The following is an 18,775-nucleotide window of genomic DNA, read 5'->3' as shown; positions in this document are numbered from 1 at the left end:
AGACGATATAAAATGAAAAAAAGTGAATTACTTAAAACTTTAGAGATGAGTTCACAGGATTTTAATTATCTGATAGATAATGGAATTCCATCTATAGATGATAATTATCAAGAATTTGATTTAGAAAAAGTAGTGGAATTTAGAAATAATTTAAACCAAGATAAAATTAATAATTTGAAAATAGGAGAGGAATATAAAGGGGAAGATGTTGCTGATGCATTTAAATGTTCATTACAAAAAGGATTAAATAGATCACATAGAACCAACTCATTAGTTATTGTTTCAAGAAATATAAAGAGAGAGGACATATATGATAATAAATGGGAAGGAGATATATTTTATTATACAGGAGAAGGTAGAGAAGGAGATCAAGATATAGAAAAAGGGCAAAATAGAGTTTTGAAAAATTATAAGTCTAATTACGTAAATCTATATTTATTTGAATCATTTAAAGCGGGTCATTACATATATGCTGGACCTGTTGAATTAAGTGAAAAAATAGAACCTTTTTATATACTTGAAAGAGACGTTGATAAAGAAGCTAGGTCAGTTATTAAATTTCCAATTGTATTAAAGAATAAAGCTTATGCACCGCCACTAGAAACGATAGAGAATAATAAAGAGGAAAGGTCAAGGAAAAATAAAAAAGAAAACAATATAGAAGATTTGTTAAAAAAAGCTAAAGATGCTAGTGAATTAAATAAAGAAGAATCAAATCAAATAGGGAGTTCAAAACCATTTCATAGACAAGTTAGGATAAATTATTACGATAGAAGTAAAGAGATTAGAGATATCGTAAAGTATTTAGCAAATGGAAGATGCACGTTATGTGAAGAAAAAGCACCTTTCAATGTTGATAATGTGCCATTTTTGCATGTTCACCACATAGAATATTTAGCAAAAGGCGGTAGCGATACAATAGATAATTGCGTAGCGGTATGCCCAAATTGTCATGCAAAAATCCATATGCTAGAAGACCCTATTGATAAAGAAAAATTAATAGAAAGTGTCAACAAAAGGCCACAAAAATATAGAACAGAAATTTAATACAACATTGAAAAATGCTGAATAGTTCATTTACAAAATTTTTTGATTTGGAGATATAACATGAAAGAAATTCAAGTAGTTGCAGCGGTTATTCAAAATGAACATAAGGAATACCTATGCTGTCAAAGAGCAGAAAATAAATCATTGGCCGGCTATTGGGAGTTTCCAGGAGGTAAAATAGAAATAAATGAAACTGCAGAATTAGCATTAAAAAGAGAAATAAAAGAGGAATTAAATGCTAATTGCAATATAAAAAAATTCTTAGGAACTACAATGTATGAGTACGAGTTCGGTAGAGTCATTCTGAATGTGTATTTATGTAATTTAGAGGAAGGAAAATTTAATTTAATAGAGCACCAGGACAGTAAATGGTTAAATAAACAAAACTTAACTAATTTAAAACTTGCTCCCGCGGACATACCAATTTTAAATTGGTTATAGAAAGCATCATATTAAAAATTGAGAGTTTTATATTAGTCTTTAAATAATTTTATAAAGTTCGAAAATATAGCGCTTATATTCATACAATCAAAATTTTAATATTTACAAATATTCTATGTTACTTTTATAAAAAATAATTGACATTGAATTTTTGATTTATATAATATAAGTGTAAACAGTAATCTAAGAGTTATCCGGAGGCTATTGGTATTCTGTTTACTGAAATATATTTCATTGTATGATTGTTTTGTAACATTATTTATTATTTTCCAGGTATTTTTGATGATTATTTCAAACTGAGAGGGTAAGTAAAAGGTAGTTTGAAGAGAAGGTACATTTCTATTTGGTTTCTAGAATTGTACCTTCTTTTTTGACGATTGTAATATGATATTTCTGTTGAAAAAGATGGTTATTTTTTCGATATTTGAGCATATAGATTTTATTAAAAATTCTATAAAAAAATTAAATAAATGTATTGACATCAAAAAGAGATTATATATAATATTAAGTGTAACCTCACTGAACCTCTATTTAAGGGGAATGAATAAACATTTATACACTGAATTTTGTAATTGTTTATATAATGATTGTTAAGATATCGTGATGATGATTATATAATTTATCGTTTAATTGTTGTTAATATACTTATAAATCTTTTCTGTAAGTTTTAATGATTTTTTAAATGATCGTTCAAAGTTCAGCTCTTAATTGCTTTATTAGTAAAGGTTATATTAAGTTCTCGCTTCTACTGTAAATTCTAGTCTTTACAGTAATTATGAAGCTTGTATATTTAGGCAATAAACATACAAGTTCTAAACCATACTCTTTTGACTAGGTTGCATATTTTGTTCTTCTCATTTTCTTTCCATAGTTCTTATAATTTTAATTAAATATAATATTTAAAGGTTATCGTGTTCATTTCTTCTTTATAGAATTGTGTGGTTACAAAACTATATTATTGGATTTCTGAACAATTTAAAAATCATGTCTGACTAAAACTATTTTATTTGGTCGCTTTTGAATTTGTGATGTTTTATTTTTGTATAAATGATCGATACTTTTATATTAAATTATTTAAAGTTGGTAAGTTCTTAGAAGTTGATGGGACAAAAATGATTAAGATAATTATTATTAATCAATAAAAATATATTAATTTATTATGTTGTAGCATATATCATCGCGATTTTTTCGTGATAGGAGACTTAGTAGTATATGGGAAGAGGGCGTGTTTTCTGTTTTAACAGAGGACACGCTTTTTTATTTGGAGGATGTTAATAGTGGTTAAATTATCTTTTGAAATTACAGATATTGAAGGCTTTTGTACAAATGGTAAAAAGGGGATTGTTAGGAAACGAATGTATAATGTGATTGATTGTTATGACTTAACAGTGTTGAAAGCAAATTTAAATGATTGTTTTTACGAAGACTATCTTTATCCTGAACAGTTTATTAATAATGTGTATATAAAGATTTTTAAAGGGAAGGAATTAGAATCATTAATTATTTTTAAACAATCATCGACTGCTGATAATGCTAGAGAATATAAAGTGAATCAAATTTGTTTATATCTAGATTATTTTTTTCAATTCTAATTATCTTTGTCAGGGTAATAGATTTTTGTTTCAAACTTTTTTGTGAAAAATTAACATCAAGTTATATATAAGATACAATGAATAAAAGGAGTGATTTTATGTCATATATTACTTATGTAGAATCTAAGGATGGAACAAAATTATATACTAAGGTAAATCGTTCAGAGGAGCATGATTCAACAATTATTATTGTGCATGGTTTAGCTGAATATGCTGAACGTTATGATGAGTTTGTAGATGAATTAAATATGTTTGGTAGTAACATTGTAAGGTTTGATCATAGAGGACATGGGCATTCTGAAGGAAAAGATACTTACTATGGTTCTTATGAAGAAATTATTGAGGACGTTAAAGCTGTTGTAGACTATGTGAAAGAAAACATAGGACCTAAAATTTATTTAATTGGTCATAGTATGGGCGGATTTGCAGTAACACTGTATGGCACTAAGTATCCAGGGACCGTAGATGGATATATTACAAGTGGTGCGCTAACTAGGTACCATACGAAATTATTTGAGGGTGCTGAGTCATTAGGACCAGAAGAATACTTCCCTAATGAAATAGGAGAAGGATTATGCAGTAAAGCATCAGTTGTTGAAGAATATAAAATTGATGCACTAATTAAAAAACATATTTCAGGAGGCTTAGTGCACAGCTTACTGGAAGGAGTCGAATACTTAAAAGAACACGCTAAAGACTTTGTTGACCCTATCATGATACTCCACGGAAAAAATGATGGAGCAGTATCACCAGAAGATTCAATTGATTTATATAGAGAAATCGGCTCAGAACATAAATCGTTGCATATCTTCCCTAAGTTCGAACATGAGATATTTCATGAAAATACAAAATTTTTCACTTTCTCACATTTAATAAGTAGTTGGATAATGGAACTTGAACATGATGAAGATGAGTAAAATAAATGTATGGAATCCAATAAATAAAGAGGATGAGACATAAACACATGTCTCATCCTCTTTATTTATACTCTCAACATGCTTCTGAATCCTCTTGCTCCATAGTATGATTCTGCACCATTATGATATGTAAATACTGTATCATAGCGACGGTCACAAAATAGTGCGCCTCCCAGATTTCTAATTTTATCTGGTGTCTCAATCCAACTAGAAGATTTCTTATCGAATTCTCCTAACGTTTGAAGATGACGGTATTGTGATTCTGTTAATAAAGATACTTTCATTTCATTTACTAAATCAATAGCGCTTGTTTCGGGCTTATGCTTCTTTCTTGATTCTAATGCTTCTCTGTCATAACAAACACTTCTACGTCCTTTAGGGCTCTCTTTTGAACAGTCTACAAAAAGATATTTTCCATCTTCTATTCCGATAACATCAGGTTCACCTTCAGTTCTTTCCATTTCATTAAGTGACCATAATAGCTCAGAATTATTAAGTAGTCTTTCTTCTACATCTGACCAGTTAATACCTTCGTGTCTTTCTGTAAATTTTTCAAATCTTTCTTTTAAAGTAGTAATAAGTTGTTGTTGTTCTTCTTGCGATAGTTTGTTTGATGACATAGTCATAGCTCCTTTTTGTAATAGTTTACCAGAAACGAATGTTATTTAAAGTAATATGTTATTCGTTTTCATGATTTTCTTTTAAAAACGCCAAATACTCGTCACCCCAGTCACAAATACCGTTGACAACCGCTTCTAAGTCTTTTCCTATTGAAGTTAAACTGTACTCTACTTTAGGTGGTACAACCGGGTAAACTTCTCGATGTACAATGTGATCATTTTCTAGTTCTCTAAGTTGTCGTATGAGCATTCGTTGATTAATATCAGGTAATCTTTTTTCTAATTGATTTAATCTAAGTGGTGATTCTTGAAGTAAATGCCAAATGATAGGTATCTTCCAACGTCCTCCAATTACCGATAGTGCCAGGTCTTTCGAATTATAATATTCTGTTTCTTTATAGTTAATCAAAAGCATGATATAACCCCATTTCTTCACTAAGTGACATATTTGTCAGTATTGCTTATTTTTAACCATTGTATCATGATTGTAAGTGCAAGTTAATATATATTAAGGAGATAAACAAAATATGAAATTACAATTAGCGATAGATTTATTAAATAAAGAAGAAGCAGCTAAATTAGCTCAACAAGTCGAGGAATATGTAGATGTTGTAGAAATCGGTACACCAATTGTTATTAATGAAGGGTTAGGTGCAGTTGAATTAATGAGCCAATCTGTTAAAAAAGCACAAGTATTAGCAGATTTAAAAATTATGGACGCAGCTGGTTATGAAGTAAGCCAAGCAGTCAAATATGGTGCTGATATTGTAACGATTTTAGGAGTTTCTGAAGATGCTTCTATTAAAGCTGCAATCGAAGAAGCTCATAAAAGTGGCAAAGAACTGTTAGTTGATATGATTGCTGTCCAAGATCTAGAAAAACGTGCGAAAGAACTAGACGAATTAGGCGCTGACTATATCGCTGTTCATACAGGTTACGATTTACAAGCAGAAGGTGTATCTCCATTAGAGAGTTTACGTACTGTTAAATCAGTTATTAAAAACTCTAAACTTGCGGTAGCAGGTGGTATAAAACCAGAAACGATTCAATCAGTTGTAGATGAAGGCCCAGATTTAGTTATCGTAGGTGGCGGAATTGCTAATGCTGAAGATCCTGTAGAAGCAGCTAAAACGTGTAGAAATATTGTGGATGGCAAACAAGATGTCACAATATAAACTGATTCTTAGTGAAATTGAACATACACTCAATAAAGTGGATGAGCAAAAGAATATAAAGTTTTTAGACGAAATCTTAAAAGCGAATGCAATCTTTGTTGCAGCAAAAGGACGCTCTTCATTTGTTGCGAATAGTTTTGCAATGCGTTTAAACCAATTAGGTAAACGTAGCTATGTTGTAGGAGAGACAACAACACCATCTATTCAAGAAGATGATCTCTTATTAATTGTTTCTGGATCAGGTAAAACAGCGCATTTACAACTTTTATCTGAAATAGCAAACCAAGCTAAAGCAAACATTATCTTAATATCAACTCAAAGCGAGTCAAAAATCGCTGAATTATCAAAAGAAGTCATTACACTACCAGCAGGTACTAAATATGACGAAAAAGGCTCTGAACAACCGTTAGGAAGTTTGTTTGAACAAAGCAGTCAAATATTTTTAGATAGTATCATTATGGAATTAATGAAAGAAATAAACGTATCCGAAACAACAATGCAAAATAATCATGCGAATTTAGAATAGGTAAAAAATCCGAGACATAACAATTGTCTCGGATTTTGTGTTATATAAGCGAGAGTAGCTTATTATTTATAAAGATAAGAAGAGAGTATGTTCCACGATTTTGTAAAGTGCTGAAGCCCGAGGGAGTAGTATGAGTGAGAGACTACAGGCTTGAACCATGCCCTTAGGCAAGCATGCACTAACAAAATTGTAGATTATATACCAAGTTCTTTTTCTTATATTACTTCTTAATATATAAACAATATGAATAATGGTAATATAACAGAACTTAATAGCGCTGTTAGTATCATTCCGATAGAGCTGAATGCTGCTGATTCAATATCAGTTTCTAATATTTTAGCTGTTCCTATAGCGTGTGATGCATTTCCAAATGTAAGACCTTTTGCAATGGAAGTTTGAAAATTTGCTAGTCTAACTAAGTAATGTCCAAGCATACTGCCGATAAGTCCAGTTAACATGATGAATAATACTGTTAAAGTATCAACGCCTCCAATTTGTTCTGAAACTTGGATACCAACTGCAGCTGTTATTGATCTCGGCAATAATGATGCAATCATTTCTTTAGAATAACCGAGTATTTTAAGGGTTGTAAAAACTAATACAATATTAGTTAATATACCAACAAGTACACTCGTTAATATTACTCTGAAATGTTTTACAATCATATCTCGATATAAATATAAAGGGTAGGCTAGACACACGACTGTACAGTTTAAGAAGTCATAAATCCAATGTCCTCCAACCATATAATCATCATAGTCATAGCCAAGAATGAGCAGTACGCAAATAATAGCAATTGATGATACTAGCGCTGGGTGTAATATCGCTATTTTCAACTTTTTCTGTATGAATATTGCCAGTAAGTACATGAGTAAAGTTAAGACAATCATTGATATTGTTTTAATCATCATTGAATGTTGTCACCTTCCTTTTTATGAGCGGATTTTAACATTTTTTCTGCCACATAACCTGAAGTGAGAGCAACGATACATGTACTCGCAATAATTAATATGATTAATGCTATGTATTTCGAATTGAATTGTTCAGCTAAATCCATAGCACCAACTATAGAAGGTATGAAAAAGAAAATCATCGTACCTAATAATAAATTGGCACCACTAGATATCCACTCTGTCTTGATGATTTTAAATTGTAATAATAAGAAAAAGAGAGCTAGGCCTATAATGCTTCCTGCAACTGGTATGTGTAATGTTTCTTGAATCCAATTTCCACATAAGGTAATCAAATATATTAAGCATAATTGAAGTATTACTTTAATGGACTTTAAAATCATGTTTATTCATATCCTTATAAAAAGTATTTAATATAGTACTTTGTGTTTGTCATATATCATTCAATTATAGAATGCATTGGTTATTTTTAAAATGGTATTTTTATAAATTAAGTCTATCTTATTATTTTAAAAAAATAAGAAATAGTGTTTCAATAGAATAAACTAATAGAAAAAATTGGAGTGAGAGAAATGCCAAAATTAATATTATGTCGACATGGACAAAGTGATTGGAATAAGAAAAACTTGTTTACTGGTTGGGCTGACGTAGGACTATCTGAGCAAGGATTTAACGAAGCGAAATTGTCAGGGGAAAAATTATTAAAACAAGAAATAGAAATAGATGTTGTCTATACTTCATTGTTAACAAGAGCGATTGAAACAACTTATTTATTGTTGAAACACTCTCATCAATTATGGATTCCCGTTTATAAAACTTGGCGTTTAAATGAACGTCACTATGGTGGCTTGCAAGGTAAAAATAAAGACGAAGCAAGAGAAGAATTTGGTGAAGAACAAGTACATATATGGAGACGTTCTTATGATACAAAACCACCTGAAGCTGATAAAGCGTTGCAAGAAGAATATTTAAACGATAGAAGGTATGCAATGTTAGATCGTAGAGTAATGCCACTATCAGAAAGTTTAAAAGACACTTTAGATAGAGTGATTCCGTTCTGGATTGACCACGTCTCAACGAGTCTCGTTAATGGTCAAACGACACTTGTTTCAGCCCATGGTAATTCACTGCGTGCATTGATTAAATATTTAGAAGATATACCTGATGATGAAATATCAGAGTTAGAAATTAAAACTGGCGCGCCACTTATCTATGAATTAGATGATGAATTGAAAGTCATTGATAAATACTATTTATAGAGATAAAAGGGAAATAAAAGTTTAATTTAACAAAAAGCTTTACTTTTCATAATATGTAGCGTATAGTAATAGACAAGTGATATTTCGAGATTAAATTAATTGGTAGTTTTATTCATTGTTAATGAAAGTCCATTTAAGTTTGAAGATTGATTATTGCAAATATATTGTGCATAAGCACTAGGAGGACTTTTATATGAATAAAGGTACAGTAAAATGGTTTAACGCAGAAAAAGGTTACGGATTTATCGAAGGAGAAAACGGAAGCGACGTTTTCGTACATTTCTCTTCAATCCAAACTGAAGGATACAAATCATTAGACGAAGGTGCATCAGTTACTTTCGATATCGAAGAAGGTCAACGTGGACCTCAAGCAGTTAACGTTAACAAAAACTAATATTTCTGTTAATGATCTGTTTGGGACGTTATCGTTCTAAATATAAAGCATGAAATCATCAATTATGATGGTTTCATGCTTTTTTGTTTTTATAAGAAAGTTAATCACCCTTTATAATGGTAATATTACATATTTAATGATTTAATAAAGTTAACGACATAAAGGGGGTAATATCATGACAGAATTACAACATTTAACTTTTGGTAAAGAAGATGCAAATATTACAGTAGAAGCTTTTATTAATTTTGCGTGTCCATATTGTAAACATTACTTTTTTGCTGCAGATGAAGTGTTAACACCTTATATAGAAAATGGAGACGTAAAATATATCATTAAACATTTTGATAAGACGAAGCAACATCTTTTAAAAGGGACGGTAGCGAACATCCATTTAGATTATGATGACCCTGATGAAGCGATAAAATATATACGTGATTTATATGAAACACAAGAAGAATGGACAGTAAGCTTTGAAACGATTGAAAGAAAAATGGAAGATGAATTAAGGTTAGCGCCACAAAAACATGCAGATGATAGATCATTAGCCATTAATAGAGAAACGTTTGAAAGAGATATAACGGGTATACCGACAGTATTCATTAATGGAGAAAGATTTGATTTTGATCCTGTAGAAGATAATCAAGAAACAATTCAAGAAAAATTAGAAAAAGCCTTATTAAATTAAACAAATTCTATAACTTTATATCTTAATTTACGATTGAATTTTTTGTATTATTACACTTATTAACAAGGTGAAAAAGATAATTTATTTTAATGATGTATATTGGTTTTTAAATCGTGCTAAATAGGGTAGAATCAATAATGTAAGCCCTTTACTTGAATATAAAAACTTTGCGATAGTACAATAGTAATAAGAGGTATTTATTACCTTATAAAGGGTTGATTATATTTAGGAGGTATGAAGGATGGTAGTAGAATTTCGTAACGAACCTGCAACTGATTTTACAAATCAAGAGAATCAACAGGCATTTAAAGATGCATTAATTCAAGTTCAAGCTGAATTTGGAACAGAAATTCCTCTCGTAATAAACGGAGAGAAAATTTTCACTGATGATAAGTACGATTCTGTAAATCCAGCTGATCATCAACAAGTGTTAGGTCGTGTTTCAAAAGCTTCTAAAGAGCAAGTTGATCAAGCGATGGAAGCGGCTAAAGAAGCATATAAGACTTGGAGAAAATGGACGCCTCATGAAAGAGCAGAATTATTGCTTCGTGTCTCTGCCATTATTCGTAGAAGAAAACATGAATTTTCTGCACTGATGGTTTATGAAGCGGGTAAACCATGGAATGAAGCAGATGGTGATACAAATGAAGGCATTGATTTTACTGAATACTATGCACGTTCAATGATGGAACTTGCTCACGGTAAACCGGTATTTGATAGAGAAGGTGAGCATAACCAGTATATCTATAAACCAATGGGGCCAGGTGTTACAATACCACCTTGGAACTTCCCATTCGCTATAATGACAGGTACAACTGTTGCACCTATAATTGCAGGTAATACAGTGTTGCTTAAACCAGCTGAGGACACACCATTAATTGCTTATAAATTAATTGAAGTGTTAGAAGAAGCAGGCTTACCTAAAGGTGTAGTTAACTTTGTACCTGGTGACCCGAAAGAAATCGGAGACCATTTAGTAGATCATAAAGACACTCATTTCGTAACGTTCACAGGCTCAAGAGCGACTGGTACGAGAATCTTCGAAAGAGCTGCTAAAATACAAGAAGGGCAAAACTTCTTAAAACGTGTTATCGCTGAAATGGGCGGTAAAGATGCTATTCTTGTAGATAATAATGTAGATACAGATTTAGCTGCACAATCTATAGTAGACTCAGCGTTCGGCTTTTCTGGACAAAAATGTTCAGCATGTTCTCGTGCAATTGTGCATAAAGAAGTTTATGATGAAGTTCTAGAAAAAGCTGTTAACCTTACTAAAGAATTATCAATTGGTAATACTGATAAAGGTTCAGATGTTTATATGGGACCAGTTATCAACCAAAAACAATTCGATAAAATTAAAAATTATATCGAAATTGGTAGTAAAGAAGGTAAGCTTGAAGTAGGTGGTAAAACTGATGACAGTAAAGGTTACTTCGTAAACCCTACAATCTTCTCAGGCTTAAAATCTAGCGATCAAATTATGCAAGAAGAAATCTTTGGCCCAGTCGTAGGCTTCACTAAATGTGAAAACTTTGATGAAATGATAGAAGTAGCTAATGACACAGATTATGGTCTAACAGGCGCAGTTATTACAAATAATCGTGAACATTGGAGACAAGCTTGTGAAGACTTTGATGTAGGTAACTTATACTTGAATAGAGGTTGTACTGCAGCAGTAGTAGGATACCACCCATTCGGTGGATTCAAAATGTCAGGAACTGATGCTAAGACAGGTAGCCCAGACTACATGTTAAACTTCTTAGAGCAAAAAATTCTTTCAGAACAATTTTAATATAATAAAGTAAGTGGATTATAAATATCCAATGTAACTTTAAAACCCCCGTCCGTTATGATTAATTTAACGAGCGGGGGTTTTTATTAATGAAAACTGATACGTTCTGATGCATATAAAGCGATTCGTATATCTAAAGATCTTACGGGATCTTCAACCGGGTAACCAATGATTTCTTCACATTTTTTAATTCTATATTTCACAGTGTTTCTATGAATAAAAATTTCATCTGCTGTTTTAGTGATATCGCATTGATTATCCATATAAACTTTTAATGTATATTTTAATTCTTTATCTTTCGTCTTTTTAGGATATGCCAACGGACCTAAAGTATAAGTAATGAAAGGTTTTAATTTACTTTCAGGAATAAGTTGTAATAGTTCTTGGACACTTTTTGATTTATAAACTTTTAAGAAAGCTTTTTCACCTTTTTCAGCTTCATCTTCGTATGCCTCATTAGCTTCGAAAAATGAAGAAGGCAGTTGTGAAAACTCTGATACTGCGTTACCTACGCCTATAGAGATATTTCCGCGGAAATACTTTGTGTATTCATTTTGTATGAATTTACAATAATCCAAGTAATATTGATGTTTTGTTTGTAGTAATACTGCAAATCTATAGTTACTTGGTAATGTAAATACAGAAATAGTGTTGTCGATATCATGCAACATATTTGATAACCATTCAGATGTCATTTGATATCGTTCATTAAGATAAACACTATTTTCTACGCCATCTTCACTATCAATTGCACAAATTAAAATTTGATAGAAATCAGATAAATGGATGTTATAACGTTTGAACAAATCTGGATGCTGTTTAATAGATAATGTATTTTCAGTCATAAGCGATTCAAAAAATCTATTTACATCTTGTTGTTCGGTAGCTTTAATACGACTGTTTTTATATATAGCAAAGCTTATGGTTGTAACAGCTTGTTCTATTGTTAATAAACTAAATGGGTAGCTTAAAGTATCAACGTTTGAAACCATTAAATAATATGGAAAGTAATTAAAAGCTGGTACCTCAAATATGACATGCTTTTCATTAAAAGAAGATTTAGTATTTTGTTTGATGTCTTGAGTCGACTTATAAAGCTTAAAATACTTTAAGTTTTCATTTAGTAATTGTCTGTTATGAGTATAGTGATGACTAACCGCTTCAACATCATCAAAAGGATTAATTAACATGATTGGTACCTTTAGTAACTTGCTGAATCTTTCGACCATTAAGTTAGCATCGTACCCTTTTATTAACATATGATTTAATTCTTGTTGTATATTTAAAGCATAGTTCATTTTTTCCGATTCATCATCTGAAATATATGATGAAATATGATGTGTAATATCTCCTAAATTCCACGCTTCTGGAATCTCAATCAGAGGGAATTCTATGGAATTTGCATAATCTATAACTTTTTGATCTATAGATTTTAAGAAACGTGACACTTTAATTCCAAGACCAGCTGTTTGAATTTCATTTAAATCACTGATGAGTTGTATTAATCCATCTTGGTCTTCTTGATAATTCATAGCAGTTGTCAGTATTAACATATATGGTGAAGTGAAGTGTTTAATATCTTGGGCTTCCGTGATATCTAACCCCTCAACTTTTCTATCTATATCCCCATTTTCATTAATTAATTTTAAGTTTGAAAATCTAGGAACTTCCAATATTTCTCTTAATGTTGGCATTAATCTAACTCCTTTTTTGTTCATTTTTAATAAAATCTATAAAAAATATGTCAATACGCACAATGAAAACGTTTTATGTTAATAGTAACATTACTTCTGAAGGTTATACGAATAATCTTCTTTAAAATAGTTAAAGGAGAATCTACTATGATTGAACAGAGCAGGGGAACCCAGCTAGATTCTAAAGTTTTCGAGCAACGTGGTTATAATAAAGATATCATGCCGAAGAATTCTGAACAAAGAAATTCAACTGCATTTAACTTCTTCACGTTGTGGATGGGTGCGGTTCACAATATACCAAATTATACAGCGGTTGGTGGATTTTTACTACTTGGTCTTTCGCCATTACAAGTAATGATTGCATTAGTTTTAAGTTCATTCTTTATTGCAACTTTACTCGTAGCGAATGGTTACGCTGGCTCTAAATTTGGAATACCTTTTGCAATGCATTTAAGACATACTTACGGGGACATCGGTGCTAAACTACCAGGTATTTTACGTGGTGTTATAGCCGGAATTGCATGGTTTGGACTGCAAACTTATGCTGGTTCACAAGCTTTGTTAATTTTAATTAATAAAGTAATACCAGGATTTAGCGAGATTGGCGGAGGAGGCACTTTCCTCGGCATAACATTACCAGGTTTCATTGCGTTTATTATCTTCTGGGTAATTAATTTTGCAATTGGTTTTGGTGGTGGAGATACACTAAATAAATTCACTGCAATACTTAATCCCCTTATTTATATTGTATTTGGTGGTATGACGATTTGGGGCATTTATACTGCCGGCGGATTCGGTAATATTGTTAATTATGAATTATCGTCAAACAGTGGATTATTATATCCTTCATTGTTGGCATTCTTCCTCATATTTAACTCATTACTTGGCGTTTGGGCTGGACCCGGATCAAGTGTGGCAGACTTTACACAAAATGCTAAATCTACAAAATCACAAATTATCGGACAAACAGCAGGTATTTTTGTAGCTCAAACATTATTTGCTGTAGCGAGTGTTTCGATTATCATAGGTGGTTCAATTTATATTGGACATCAAGAATGGAACATTTTAACGATTATCAATCAATGGGATAACTTCTGGGCTGTGTTGGTTGCATTAGGCGTATTATTATTAACAACGATTTCAACTAATGCTACAAGTAACATTATTCCAGCAGCTTATCAATTAAGTGCGTTATTCCCGAAATTTGTTAATTATAAAACAGGTGTTATCATAGCTTGTGTGGTCAGCGTATTGATTATGCCATGGAAAATGATGGAGAACGAAGATAGCATATTTGTATTCTTAAATATGATTGGTGCTATTCTAGGACCTGTTACAGGCGTTATGGTTATACACTTTTTCATTGTTTCAAAATGTAAAATCAATATTGATGAGTTGTACTTTGATGTAAAAGCTAAACAAAAAGCAATACCTAAAGTTAACCTACCAGCATATGTTGCTACAATAGTGGGTGTTATCATTTGTTTACTAGGATTCTTACCAGGATTTAGCGTTATATCTGACTTTTCTTGGTTTATTGGATTCTTAACATCTGGTCTACTATATTGGTTATTAAAATCTGTAAGAAGAACAGAAAGGGATGCATAGTTATGAAATTTGATTCTATTATAAAAAATGGTTTAGTCATTTTAGAAGATGGCGAACAAGAAGTAGAAGTAGGTATTAAAGACGGTAAAATAGCAGCTATTGGAAAAGAGTTAGGCGAAGCTGATAATGTTGTAGATGCTAAAGGTTTGATTGTATCTCCAGGTATGGTTGATGCACACGTTCATATTACTGAACCAGGTGGCGGATACCGTGATAGTTGGGAAGGCTATGAAACTGGTACAAGAGCTTCTGCTAAAGGTGGCGTAACTTCATTTATTGAAATGCCATTGAACCAAGTTCCAGCAACGGTTGATCATAAATCTATTCAAGAAAAATTTGATGCAGGTAACGGTAAACTATCTGTCGATGTTGCAAGCTACGGCGGTTTAGTACCTTACAATTTAAATGGCGGCATTCAAGAATTATCTGATAACGGCGTTGTTGCTTATAAATGTTTTTTAGCTACATGTGGAGATCGTTCAATTGAAGGAGACTTCATGAATGTAGATGACTATTCATTATATGAAGGTATGAAACAAATTGCTAAAACAGGTAAAATACTATCAGTACATGCTGAAAATGCGACAATCACTGATCGTTTAGGCGAAATCGCTAAAGAAAATGGCGAAACTACTTTAAGCGCATATGTTGATTCAAGACCAGTATTTACAGAAGTTGAACCAATTCGTAAAATTATTCTTTTCGCAAAAGAAACAGGATGTCGTGTACACATCGTACATGTAGCTTGTAAAGAAGGCGTAGAAGAAATTGTTAAAGCACAACAAGAAGGTGTAGATATCACATGTGAAACATGTACGCACTATCTATACTTCTATAAAGAAGAGTTAGATTCAATCGGACCAGTTGTGAAATGTTCACCACCAATCCGCGAACAATCTAGATTAGAAGGTATGTGGGAACATGTATTTGAAGGCAATATCTCATTTGTAACTTCAGACCACTCACCATGTACACCAGACTTGAAAGATACTGACAATGCTTTTGAAGCATGGGGCGGTATTGCAGGCGTACAAAATAACGTTGATGTGTTATTTGACGAAGGTGTACAAAAACGTAACATGTCGTTGAAACAATTTGCTGATATCATTGCGACAAACCCAGCAAAACGTTTTGGACTTGATTCAAAAGGTAGTATTTCAGTAGGTAAAGATGCTGACTTTGTATTTATCAAAAAAGACTCACCTTACACATTACAAACTGAAGATTTAGCTTACCGTAATAAAATTAGTCCATATGTAGGTAGAACTATCGGTGCGCAAGTAGTTAAAACAATTCTACGTGGTACTGAAATCTATGACATAGAAAAAGGTATTTCTGACGAAAATATCGGTCAATTCATTTAATTATAAAACGTTGATAAACCTATAAACTCATTATAAATTTCCTAATATATACAAAGAGAGTTTGAGACCTAAACCTCATGCTCAAAAAATCTCCTAATTCGTTTAATATACGAGTTAGGAGATTTTTAATCTCTGGAACATCGTGGGCATAGATTAAATTTTGTATTGGCAGTAGCTGGTTGAGTGGGACTACGAAATCTATTTAAACATGAGATTTCTGTCCAACTCCATGTTTGATAAGAAGCGGCAATAAGACTACTGTTATTGACACGTTTGATGAGAAGTGACAATAAGACTACCGTTATTGACACGTTTGATGAGAAGTGACAATAAGGCTACTGTTATTGACACGTTTGATGAGAAGTGACAATAAGGCTACTGTTATTGACACGTTTGATAAGAAGTGACAATAAGGCTACTGTTATTGACACGTTTGATAAAAAGCGGCAATAAGACCATCCAAGCATCAACAATCTGCAAAAAAGCCACGCTGTTCATCGTCTAACAGCGTGGCTTTATATGTGTATTTATGATTTTGAAATTTCAATAACGGTATCAATCAATACTTGAATACCTTTTTCTATTTGTTGTGGTTCTGTTCTTTCTAATGGTGAGTGACTAATACCATCTCTACATGGCACGAAAATCATAGCTGTTGGACAAATTTTTGCAAGGTTCATTGCATCATGACCAGCACCGCTAAACATATAGCGATAACTTATATTTAAGTCTTGTGCTACATTTTCTATTTCTTTAGCAATTTGATGATCTAATGTCACAGGGCTATCGTGACCTAAATCTTCAAGTGTATATTCAATACCACGTGCATTTGTTACATCTTCTATGCTTGTTTTGATTTTTTGTACTACTTCATTTCTTGGCTCGATTGATTTTCCTCGAACATCTATAAGTAATGTTACATCACCGGGTATAGCGTTCATGGAATTTGGATGTACTTTTGTATAGCCGACTGTTGTGACGATGCCTTCTTTATGAAATTGATTACCAATTTTCTCTATATTTAATATGATTTCTGAAGCTGTTGTTAAAGCATCTTTTCTCATTGGCATCGGTGTAGAACCAGAATGACTTGTTACACCTTTTAGTTTTAATTTAAATCTGTGAGGTGCGGCGATATGTGTGACAATACCTATATCTTTCTCTTTATTTTGTAGAATGGGTCCTTGCTCGATGTGTAATTCTAAAAATGCTTTCATATCTGAATTCTTTCTAGGGACTACTGTTGTACTGACATCTTGTTTGAGTGATTGAACGACATTTAATAATGTTTCATCGTTGTTATCTTTAATTTGTTCCATTTGTGACTTTGTTAGAAATCCACAAAAATATTTACTACCGAGTGTTGCCTGGTTAAATCGCGTTGACTCTTCAACTGTGAAAGCAACAATTTCTATTGGATGATCAGTTTCAATATTATAGTCGTTTAAATGTCTAACAACCTCTAATGCTGCAACAACACCAAGTAGTCCATCGTATTCACCACCTTCAATGACTGTATCTATATGAGAACCGATTACGACTGCTGGCAAGTCATTATATATACCGCTTCGTCGTGCAATTACATTTCCCATAAAATCAAAATAAACATTCATACCTTCTTGTTGGCATAACATTGAAAACTTGAGCGCAGATAATCTTTCTTGATGTGTAAAAGCAATTCGGTTTATACCGCCTGTATCATCATTGCGACCATATTGATTAAATGTTTCTAAAGTAGATAAAACTCTTTTAATATTCATTTCGAACCTCACTTTATATTTTTCAAAAATTCAACAGCTTGTTCATAAATTGATTCACTATAAGATGTAGGGGTACGGTCAAAATCATGTTCCTCAGTTTGTACGATAACCTTTTCAGTCACTGGTATGTTTTGTTCAACAAAGTTGCTTTCACTACTAGGAACATCTGGGTCGTGTTTACCATGTACAATAAATGTAGGTGGTAATTTTTTTAATTGGTTTGGTTGTAAATTAAATTTTGAATCAGTTGAATGTTCTACACCTAAATATTTAAACCAATTTCCATTACCACGAGCGTATAAATATAAAATATATCGTTCTTGTATTGGAATTGATGTAATAGGTTTAGAATGTATCATACTGTTGATTAAATCAGGCGTAATACTTTCGGTTAATTTTTTATATTGAGCATGAGATCTTAAAAATTGGGGTACGTGAATACGAGCATAGCCATAAAAATCAATAATACCTGCAGTTTCTTTGTGAGTTGCAACTTGAAATGCCAAGTAACCTCCAGCTGAACGTCCAAAAACGTAAATTGGCAAATCTTTATAGTAATTATGCGCGAAATCATAAGCCTCAAAAGCATCCTGGATAATACAATTTAAATCCACTTCAGGTGCTAAACGATAGTCCGCAATAATAATATTGAAACTTTGATTTAAAATGTTTAAATATTCTTTAGGTAAGTCATCAGGTTCTCCGGATAAAAAACCACCGCCATGATAATAAACGATACTACCTAAAGCTTTTGAATCTTTTGATGACAATATTTTCATGTTTAATAAAAAGCCGTCTTGAGCCTTCACTGTCTCTATTATATGAGACATATTTAATCACTTCCTTAAAAATGTATATTTCTCTAACTATATTATCTCAAGTAAAGAGAAAATAGTATTTGTTGATTATGCATAAAAAGCTATTAGTTTCTTGTGTGAAATGTAGATGAACTGACAAAAAATAAATCTTATAATGAAAGAGAACGAACAA

Annotated in this window: 19 protein-coding genes; 12 read left to right on the top strand and 7 right to left on the bottom strand. The window is 31.9% G+C overall.

The annotated features are described in order from the left end of the window. The first annotated feature begins 12 nt into the window (after window positions 1–12). The 4 genes from LQ688_RS05020 (at window position 13) to LQ688_RS05005 (ending at window position 3,997) form a co-directional block, all read left to right on the top strand. Window positions 13–1,047 (top strand): HNH endonuclease, encoded by a 1,035-nt coding sequence (locus tag LQ688_RS05020; RefSeq protein ID WP_237687911.1) that lies wholly within the window; start codon window positions 13–15, stop codon window positions 1,045–1,047. 60 nt (window positions 1,048–1,107) lie between these two features. Beyond that, window positions 1,108–1,488, top strand: a complete 381-nt coding sequence (locus LQ688_RS05015; protein WP_103269026.1) for a (deoxy)nucleoside triphosphate pyrophosphohydrolase — start codon at window positions 1,108–1,110, stop codon at window positions 1,486–1,488. A 1,277-nt stretch (window positions 1,489–2,765) separates the two neighbouring features. Further along, window positions 2,766–3,080, top strand: coding sequence for a hypothetical protein (locus LQ688_RS05010; RefSeq protein WP_135032180.1), 315 nt, complete (start codon window positions 2,766–2,768; stop codon window positions 3,078–3,080). Window positions 3,081–3,178: 98 nt separating this feature from the next. Further along, window positions 3,179–3,997, top strand: a complete 819-nt coding sequence (locus LQ688_RS05005; protein WP_064211763.1) for an alpha/beta hydrolase — start codon at window positions 3,179–3,181, stop codon at window positions 3,995–3,997. A gap of 65 nt (window positions 3,998–4,062) precedes the next feature. Here the strand turns inward: LQ688_RS05005 and LQ688_RS05000 are convergent, their stop codons facing one another. Together LQ688_RS05000 and LQ688_RS04995 are read right to left on the bottom strand one after the other, a co-directional pair. Further along, the gene (locus tag LQ688_RS05000; protein WP_174700873.1) at window positions 4,063–4,617 is read right to left on the bottom strand and encodes a DUF4256 domain-containing protein; all 555 of its coding nucleotides are present in this window, start codon (window positions 4,615–4,617) and stop codon (window positions 4,063–4,065) included. 58 nt (window positions 4,618–4,675) lie between these two features. Then, window positions 4,676–5,032 carry a winged helix-turn-helix transcriptional regulator gene (locus LQ688_RS04995; protein WP_064211761.1) on the bottom strand — a complete coding sequence of 119 codons (357 nt, stop codon included), beginning with the start codon at window positions 5,030–5,032 and terminating at the stop codon, window positions 4,676–4,678. Window positions 5,033–5,144: 112 nt separating this feature from the next. Here LQ688_RS04995 and hxlA point away from each other — a divergent pair, with 112 nt between their 5' ends. Together hxlA and hxlB are read left to right on the top strand one after the other, a co-directional pair. Beyond that, window positions 5,145–5,792, top strand: coding sequence for a 3-hexulose-6-phosphate synthase (gene hxlA / locus LQ688_RS04990; RefSeq protein WP_239724105.1), 648 nt, complete (start codon window positions 5,145–5,147; stop codon window positions 5,790–5,792). Then, on the top strand, window positions 5,779–6,318 hold the full coding sequence (gene hxlB, locus LQ688_RS04985; protein WP_016998990.1) for a 6-phospho-3-hexuloisomerase: 540 nt from the start codon (window positions 5,779–5,781) through the stop codon (window positions 6,316–6,318). Before hxlA ends, hxlB begins: the two co-directional genes overlap by 14 nt. A 227-nt stretch (window positions 6,319–6,545) precedes the next feature. Here the strand turns inward: hxlB and LQ688_RS04980 are convergent, their stop codons facing one another. Together LQ688_RS04980 and LQ688_RS04975 are read right to left on the bottom strand one after the other, a co-directional pair. After that, complete coding sequence (locus LQ688_RS04980) at window positions 6,546–7,229, bottom strand: LrgB family protein (RefSeq protein WP_064205325.1); 684 nt, start codon at window positions 7,227–7,229, stop codon at window positions 6,546–6,548. After that, window positions 7,226–7,612 (bottom strand): CidA/LrgA family holin-like protein, encoded by a 387-nt coding sequence (locus tag LQ688_RS04975; protein ID WP_064205324.1) that lies wholly within the window; start codon window positions 7,610–7,612, stop codon window positions 7,226–7,228. Before LQ688_RS04975 ends, LQ688_RS04980 begins: the two co-directional genes overlap by 4 nt. A 189-nt stretch (window positions 7,613–7,801) precedes the next feature. Between LQ688_RS04975 and LQ688_RS04970 the strand changes: the two genes are divergently transcribed. The 4 genes from LQ688_RS04970 to pruA all read left to right on the top strand — a co-directional run bounded on the left by LQ688_RS04970 (window position 7,802) and on the right by pruA (window position 11,359). Further along, entirely contained in the window at window positions 7,802–8,488 is a 687-nt protein-coding gene (locus LQ688_RS04970) for a 2,3-diphosphoglycerate-dependent phosphoglycerate mutase (RefSeq protein ID WP_016998993.1), read from the top strand. A 193-nt stretch (window positions 8,489–8,681) separates the two neighbouring features. Next, window positions 8,682–8,882, top strand: coding sequence for a cold-shock protein (locus LQ688_RS04965; protein ID WP_016998994.1), 201 nt, complete (start codon window positions 8,682–8,684; stop codon window positions 8,880–8,882). A gap of 175 nt (window positions 8,883–9,057) precedes the next feature. Continuing rightward, window positions 9,058–9,567, top strand: a complete 510-nt coding sequence (locus tag LQ688_RS04960) for a thioredoxin domain-containing protein (protein WP_135022218.1) — start codon at window positions 9,058–9,060, stop codon at window positions 9,565–9,567. Between the two features lie 241 nt (window positions 9,568–9,808). Then, the gene (gene pruA, locus LQ688_RS04955; RefSeq protein WP_016998996.1) at window positions 9,809–11,359 is read left to right on the top strand and encodes an L-glutamate gamma-semialdehyde dehydrogenase; all 1,551 of its coding nucleotides are present in this window, start codon (window positions 9,809–9,811) and stop codon (window positions 11,357–11,359) included. Window positions 11,360–11,445: 86 nt separating this feature from the next. On the opposite strand, the gene LQ688_RS04950 is transcribed toward pruA, so the two are convergent. Then, complete coding sequence (locus LQ688_RS04950) at window positions 11,446–13,053, bottom strand: PucR family transcriptional regulator (protein ID WP_070045061.1); 1,608 nt, start codon at window positions 13,051–13,053, stop codon at window positions 11,446–11,448. Between the two features lie 147 nt (window positions 13,054–13,200). On the opposite strand from LQ688_RS04950, the gene allW reads away from it, so the two are divergent. Together allW and allB are read left to right on the top strand one after the other, a co-directional pair. Beyond that, on the top strand, window positions 13,201–14,661 hold the full coding sequence (gene allW, locus LQ688_RS04945) for an allantoin permease (RefSeq protein WP_135022220.1): 1,461 nt from the start codon (window positions 13,201–13,203) through the stop codon (window positions 14,659–14,661). A 2-nt stretch (window positions 14,662–14,663) separates the two neighbouring features. Then, the gene (gene allB / locus LQ688_RS04940) at window positions 14,664–16,025 is read left to right on the top strand and encodes an allantoinase AllB (RefSeq protein WP_135022221.1); all 1,362 of its coding nucleotides are present in this window, start codon (window positions 14,664–14,666) and stop codon (window positions 16,023–16,025) included. A 527-nt stretch (window positions 16,026–16,552) separates the two neighbouring features. Here the strand turns inward: allB and LQ688_RS04935 are convergent. Together LQ688_RS04935 and LQ688_RS04930 are read right to left on the bottom strand one after the other, a co-directional pair. After that, the gene (locus tag LQ688_RS04935; RefSeq protein ID WP_239724109.1) at window positions 16,553–17,785 is read right to left on the bottom strand and encodes a M20 family metallo-hydrolase; all 1,233 of its coding nucleotides are present in this window, start codon (window positions 17,783–17,785) and stop codon (window positions 16,553–16,555) included. 8 nt (window positions 17,786–17,793) lie between these two features. Next, on the bottom strand, window positions 17,794–18,615 hold the full coding sequence (locus LQ688_RS04930) for an alpha/beta hydrolase (RefSeq protein WP_239724111.1): 822 nt from the start codon (window positions 18,613–18,615) through the stop codon (window positions 17,794–17,796). Between the last annotated feature and the right edge of the window lie 160 nt (window positions 18,616–18,775).

The sequence above is a fragment of the Mammaliicoccus sp. J-M40 genome, from assembly GCF_022386395.1.
In the GTDB taxonomy this organism is placed as follows: domain Bacteria; phylum Bacillota; class Bacilli; order Staphylococcales; family Staphylococcaceae; genus Mammaliicoccus; species Mammaliicoccus lentus.
Note: the sequence above shows the minus strand (reverse complement) of the source record. Positions and strands in the feature narration are given on the sequence as shown.

Bases quoted from the DNA above. Each gene is read 5' to 3' on its own strand.
- LQ688_RS05020 (WP_237687911.1), top strand. From the start codon at position 13: ATGAAAAAAAGTGAATTACTTAAAACTTTAGAGATGAGTTCACAGGAT.
- LQ688_RS05000 (WP_174700873.1), bottom strand. From the start codon at position 4,617: ATGTCATCAAACAAACTATCGCAAGAAGAACAACAACAACTTATTACT.
- LQ688_RS04935 (WP_239724109.1), bottom strand. From the start codon at position 17,785: ATGAATATTAAAAGAGTTTTATCTACTTTAGAAACATTTAATCAATAT.
- LQ688_RS04960 (WP_135022218.1), top strand. From the start codon at position 9,058: ATGACAGAATTACAACATTTAACTTTTGGTAAAGAAGATGCAAATATT.
- LQ688_RS04970 (WP_016998993.1), top strand. From the start codon at position 7,802: ATGCCAAAATTAATATTATGTCGACATGGACAAAGTGATTGGAATAAG.
- allW (WP_135022220.1), top strand. From the start codon at position 13,201: ATGATTGAACAGAGCAGGGGAACCCAGCTAGATTCTAAAGTTTTCGAG.
- LQ688_RS04995 (WP_064211761.1), bottom strand. From the start codon at position 5,032: ATGCTTTTGATTAACTATAAAGAAACAGAATATTATAATTCGAAAGAC.
- LQ688_RS04930 (WP_239724111.1), bottom strand. From the start codon at position 18,615: ATGTCTCATATAATAGAGACAGTGAAGGCTCAAGACGGCTTTTTATTA.
- LQ688_RS05005 (WP_064211763.1), top strand. From the start codon at position 3,179: ATGTCATATATTACTTATGTAGAATCTAAGGATGGAACAAAATTATAT.
- allB (WP_135022221.1), top strand. From the start codon at position 14,664: ATGAAATTTGATTCTATTATAAAAAATGGTTTAGTCATTTTAGAAGAT.
- hxlB (WP_016998990.1), top strand. From the start codon at position 5,779: ATGTCACAATATAAACTGATTCTTAGTGAAATTGAACATACACTCAAT.
- pruA (WP_016998996.1), top strand. From the start codon at position 9,809: ATGGTAGTAGAATTTCGTAACGAACCTGCAACTGATTTTACAAATCAA.
- LQ688_RS04980 (WP_064205325.1), bottom strand. From the start codon at position 7,229: ATGATGATTAAAACAATATCAATGATTGTCTTAACTTTACTCATGTAC.
- LQ688_RS04975 (WP_064205324.1), bottom strand. From the start codon at position 7,612: ATGATTTTAAAGTCCATTAAAGTAATACTTCAATTATGCTTAATATAT.
- LQ688_RS05015 (WP_103269026.1), top strand. From the start codon at position 1,108: ATGAAAGAAATTCAAGTAGTTGCAGCGGTTATTCAAAATGAACATAAG.
- LQ688_RS04965 (WP_016998994.1), top strand. From the start codon at position 8,682: ATGAATAAAGGTACAGTAAAATGGTTTAACGCAGAAAAAGGTTACGGA.
- LQ688_RS04950 (WP_070045061.1), bottom strand. From the start codon at position 13,053: ATGCCAACATTAAGAGAAATATTGGAAGTTCCTAGATTTTCAAACTTA.
- hxlA (WP_239724105.1), top strand. From the start codon at position 5,145: ATGAAATTACAATTAGCGATAGATTTATTAAATAAAGAAGAAGCAGCT.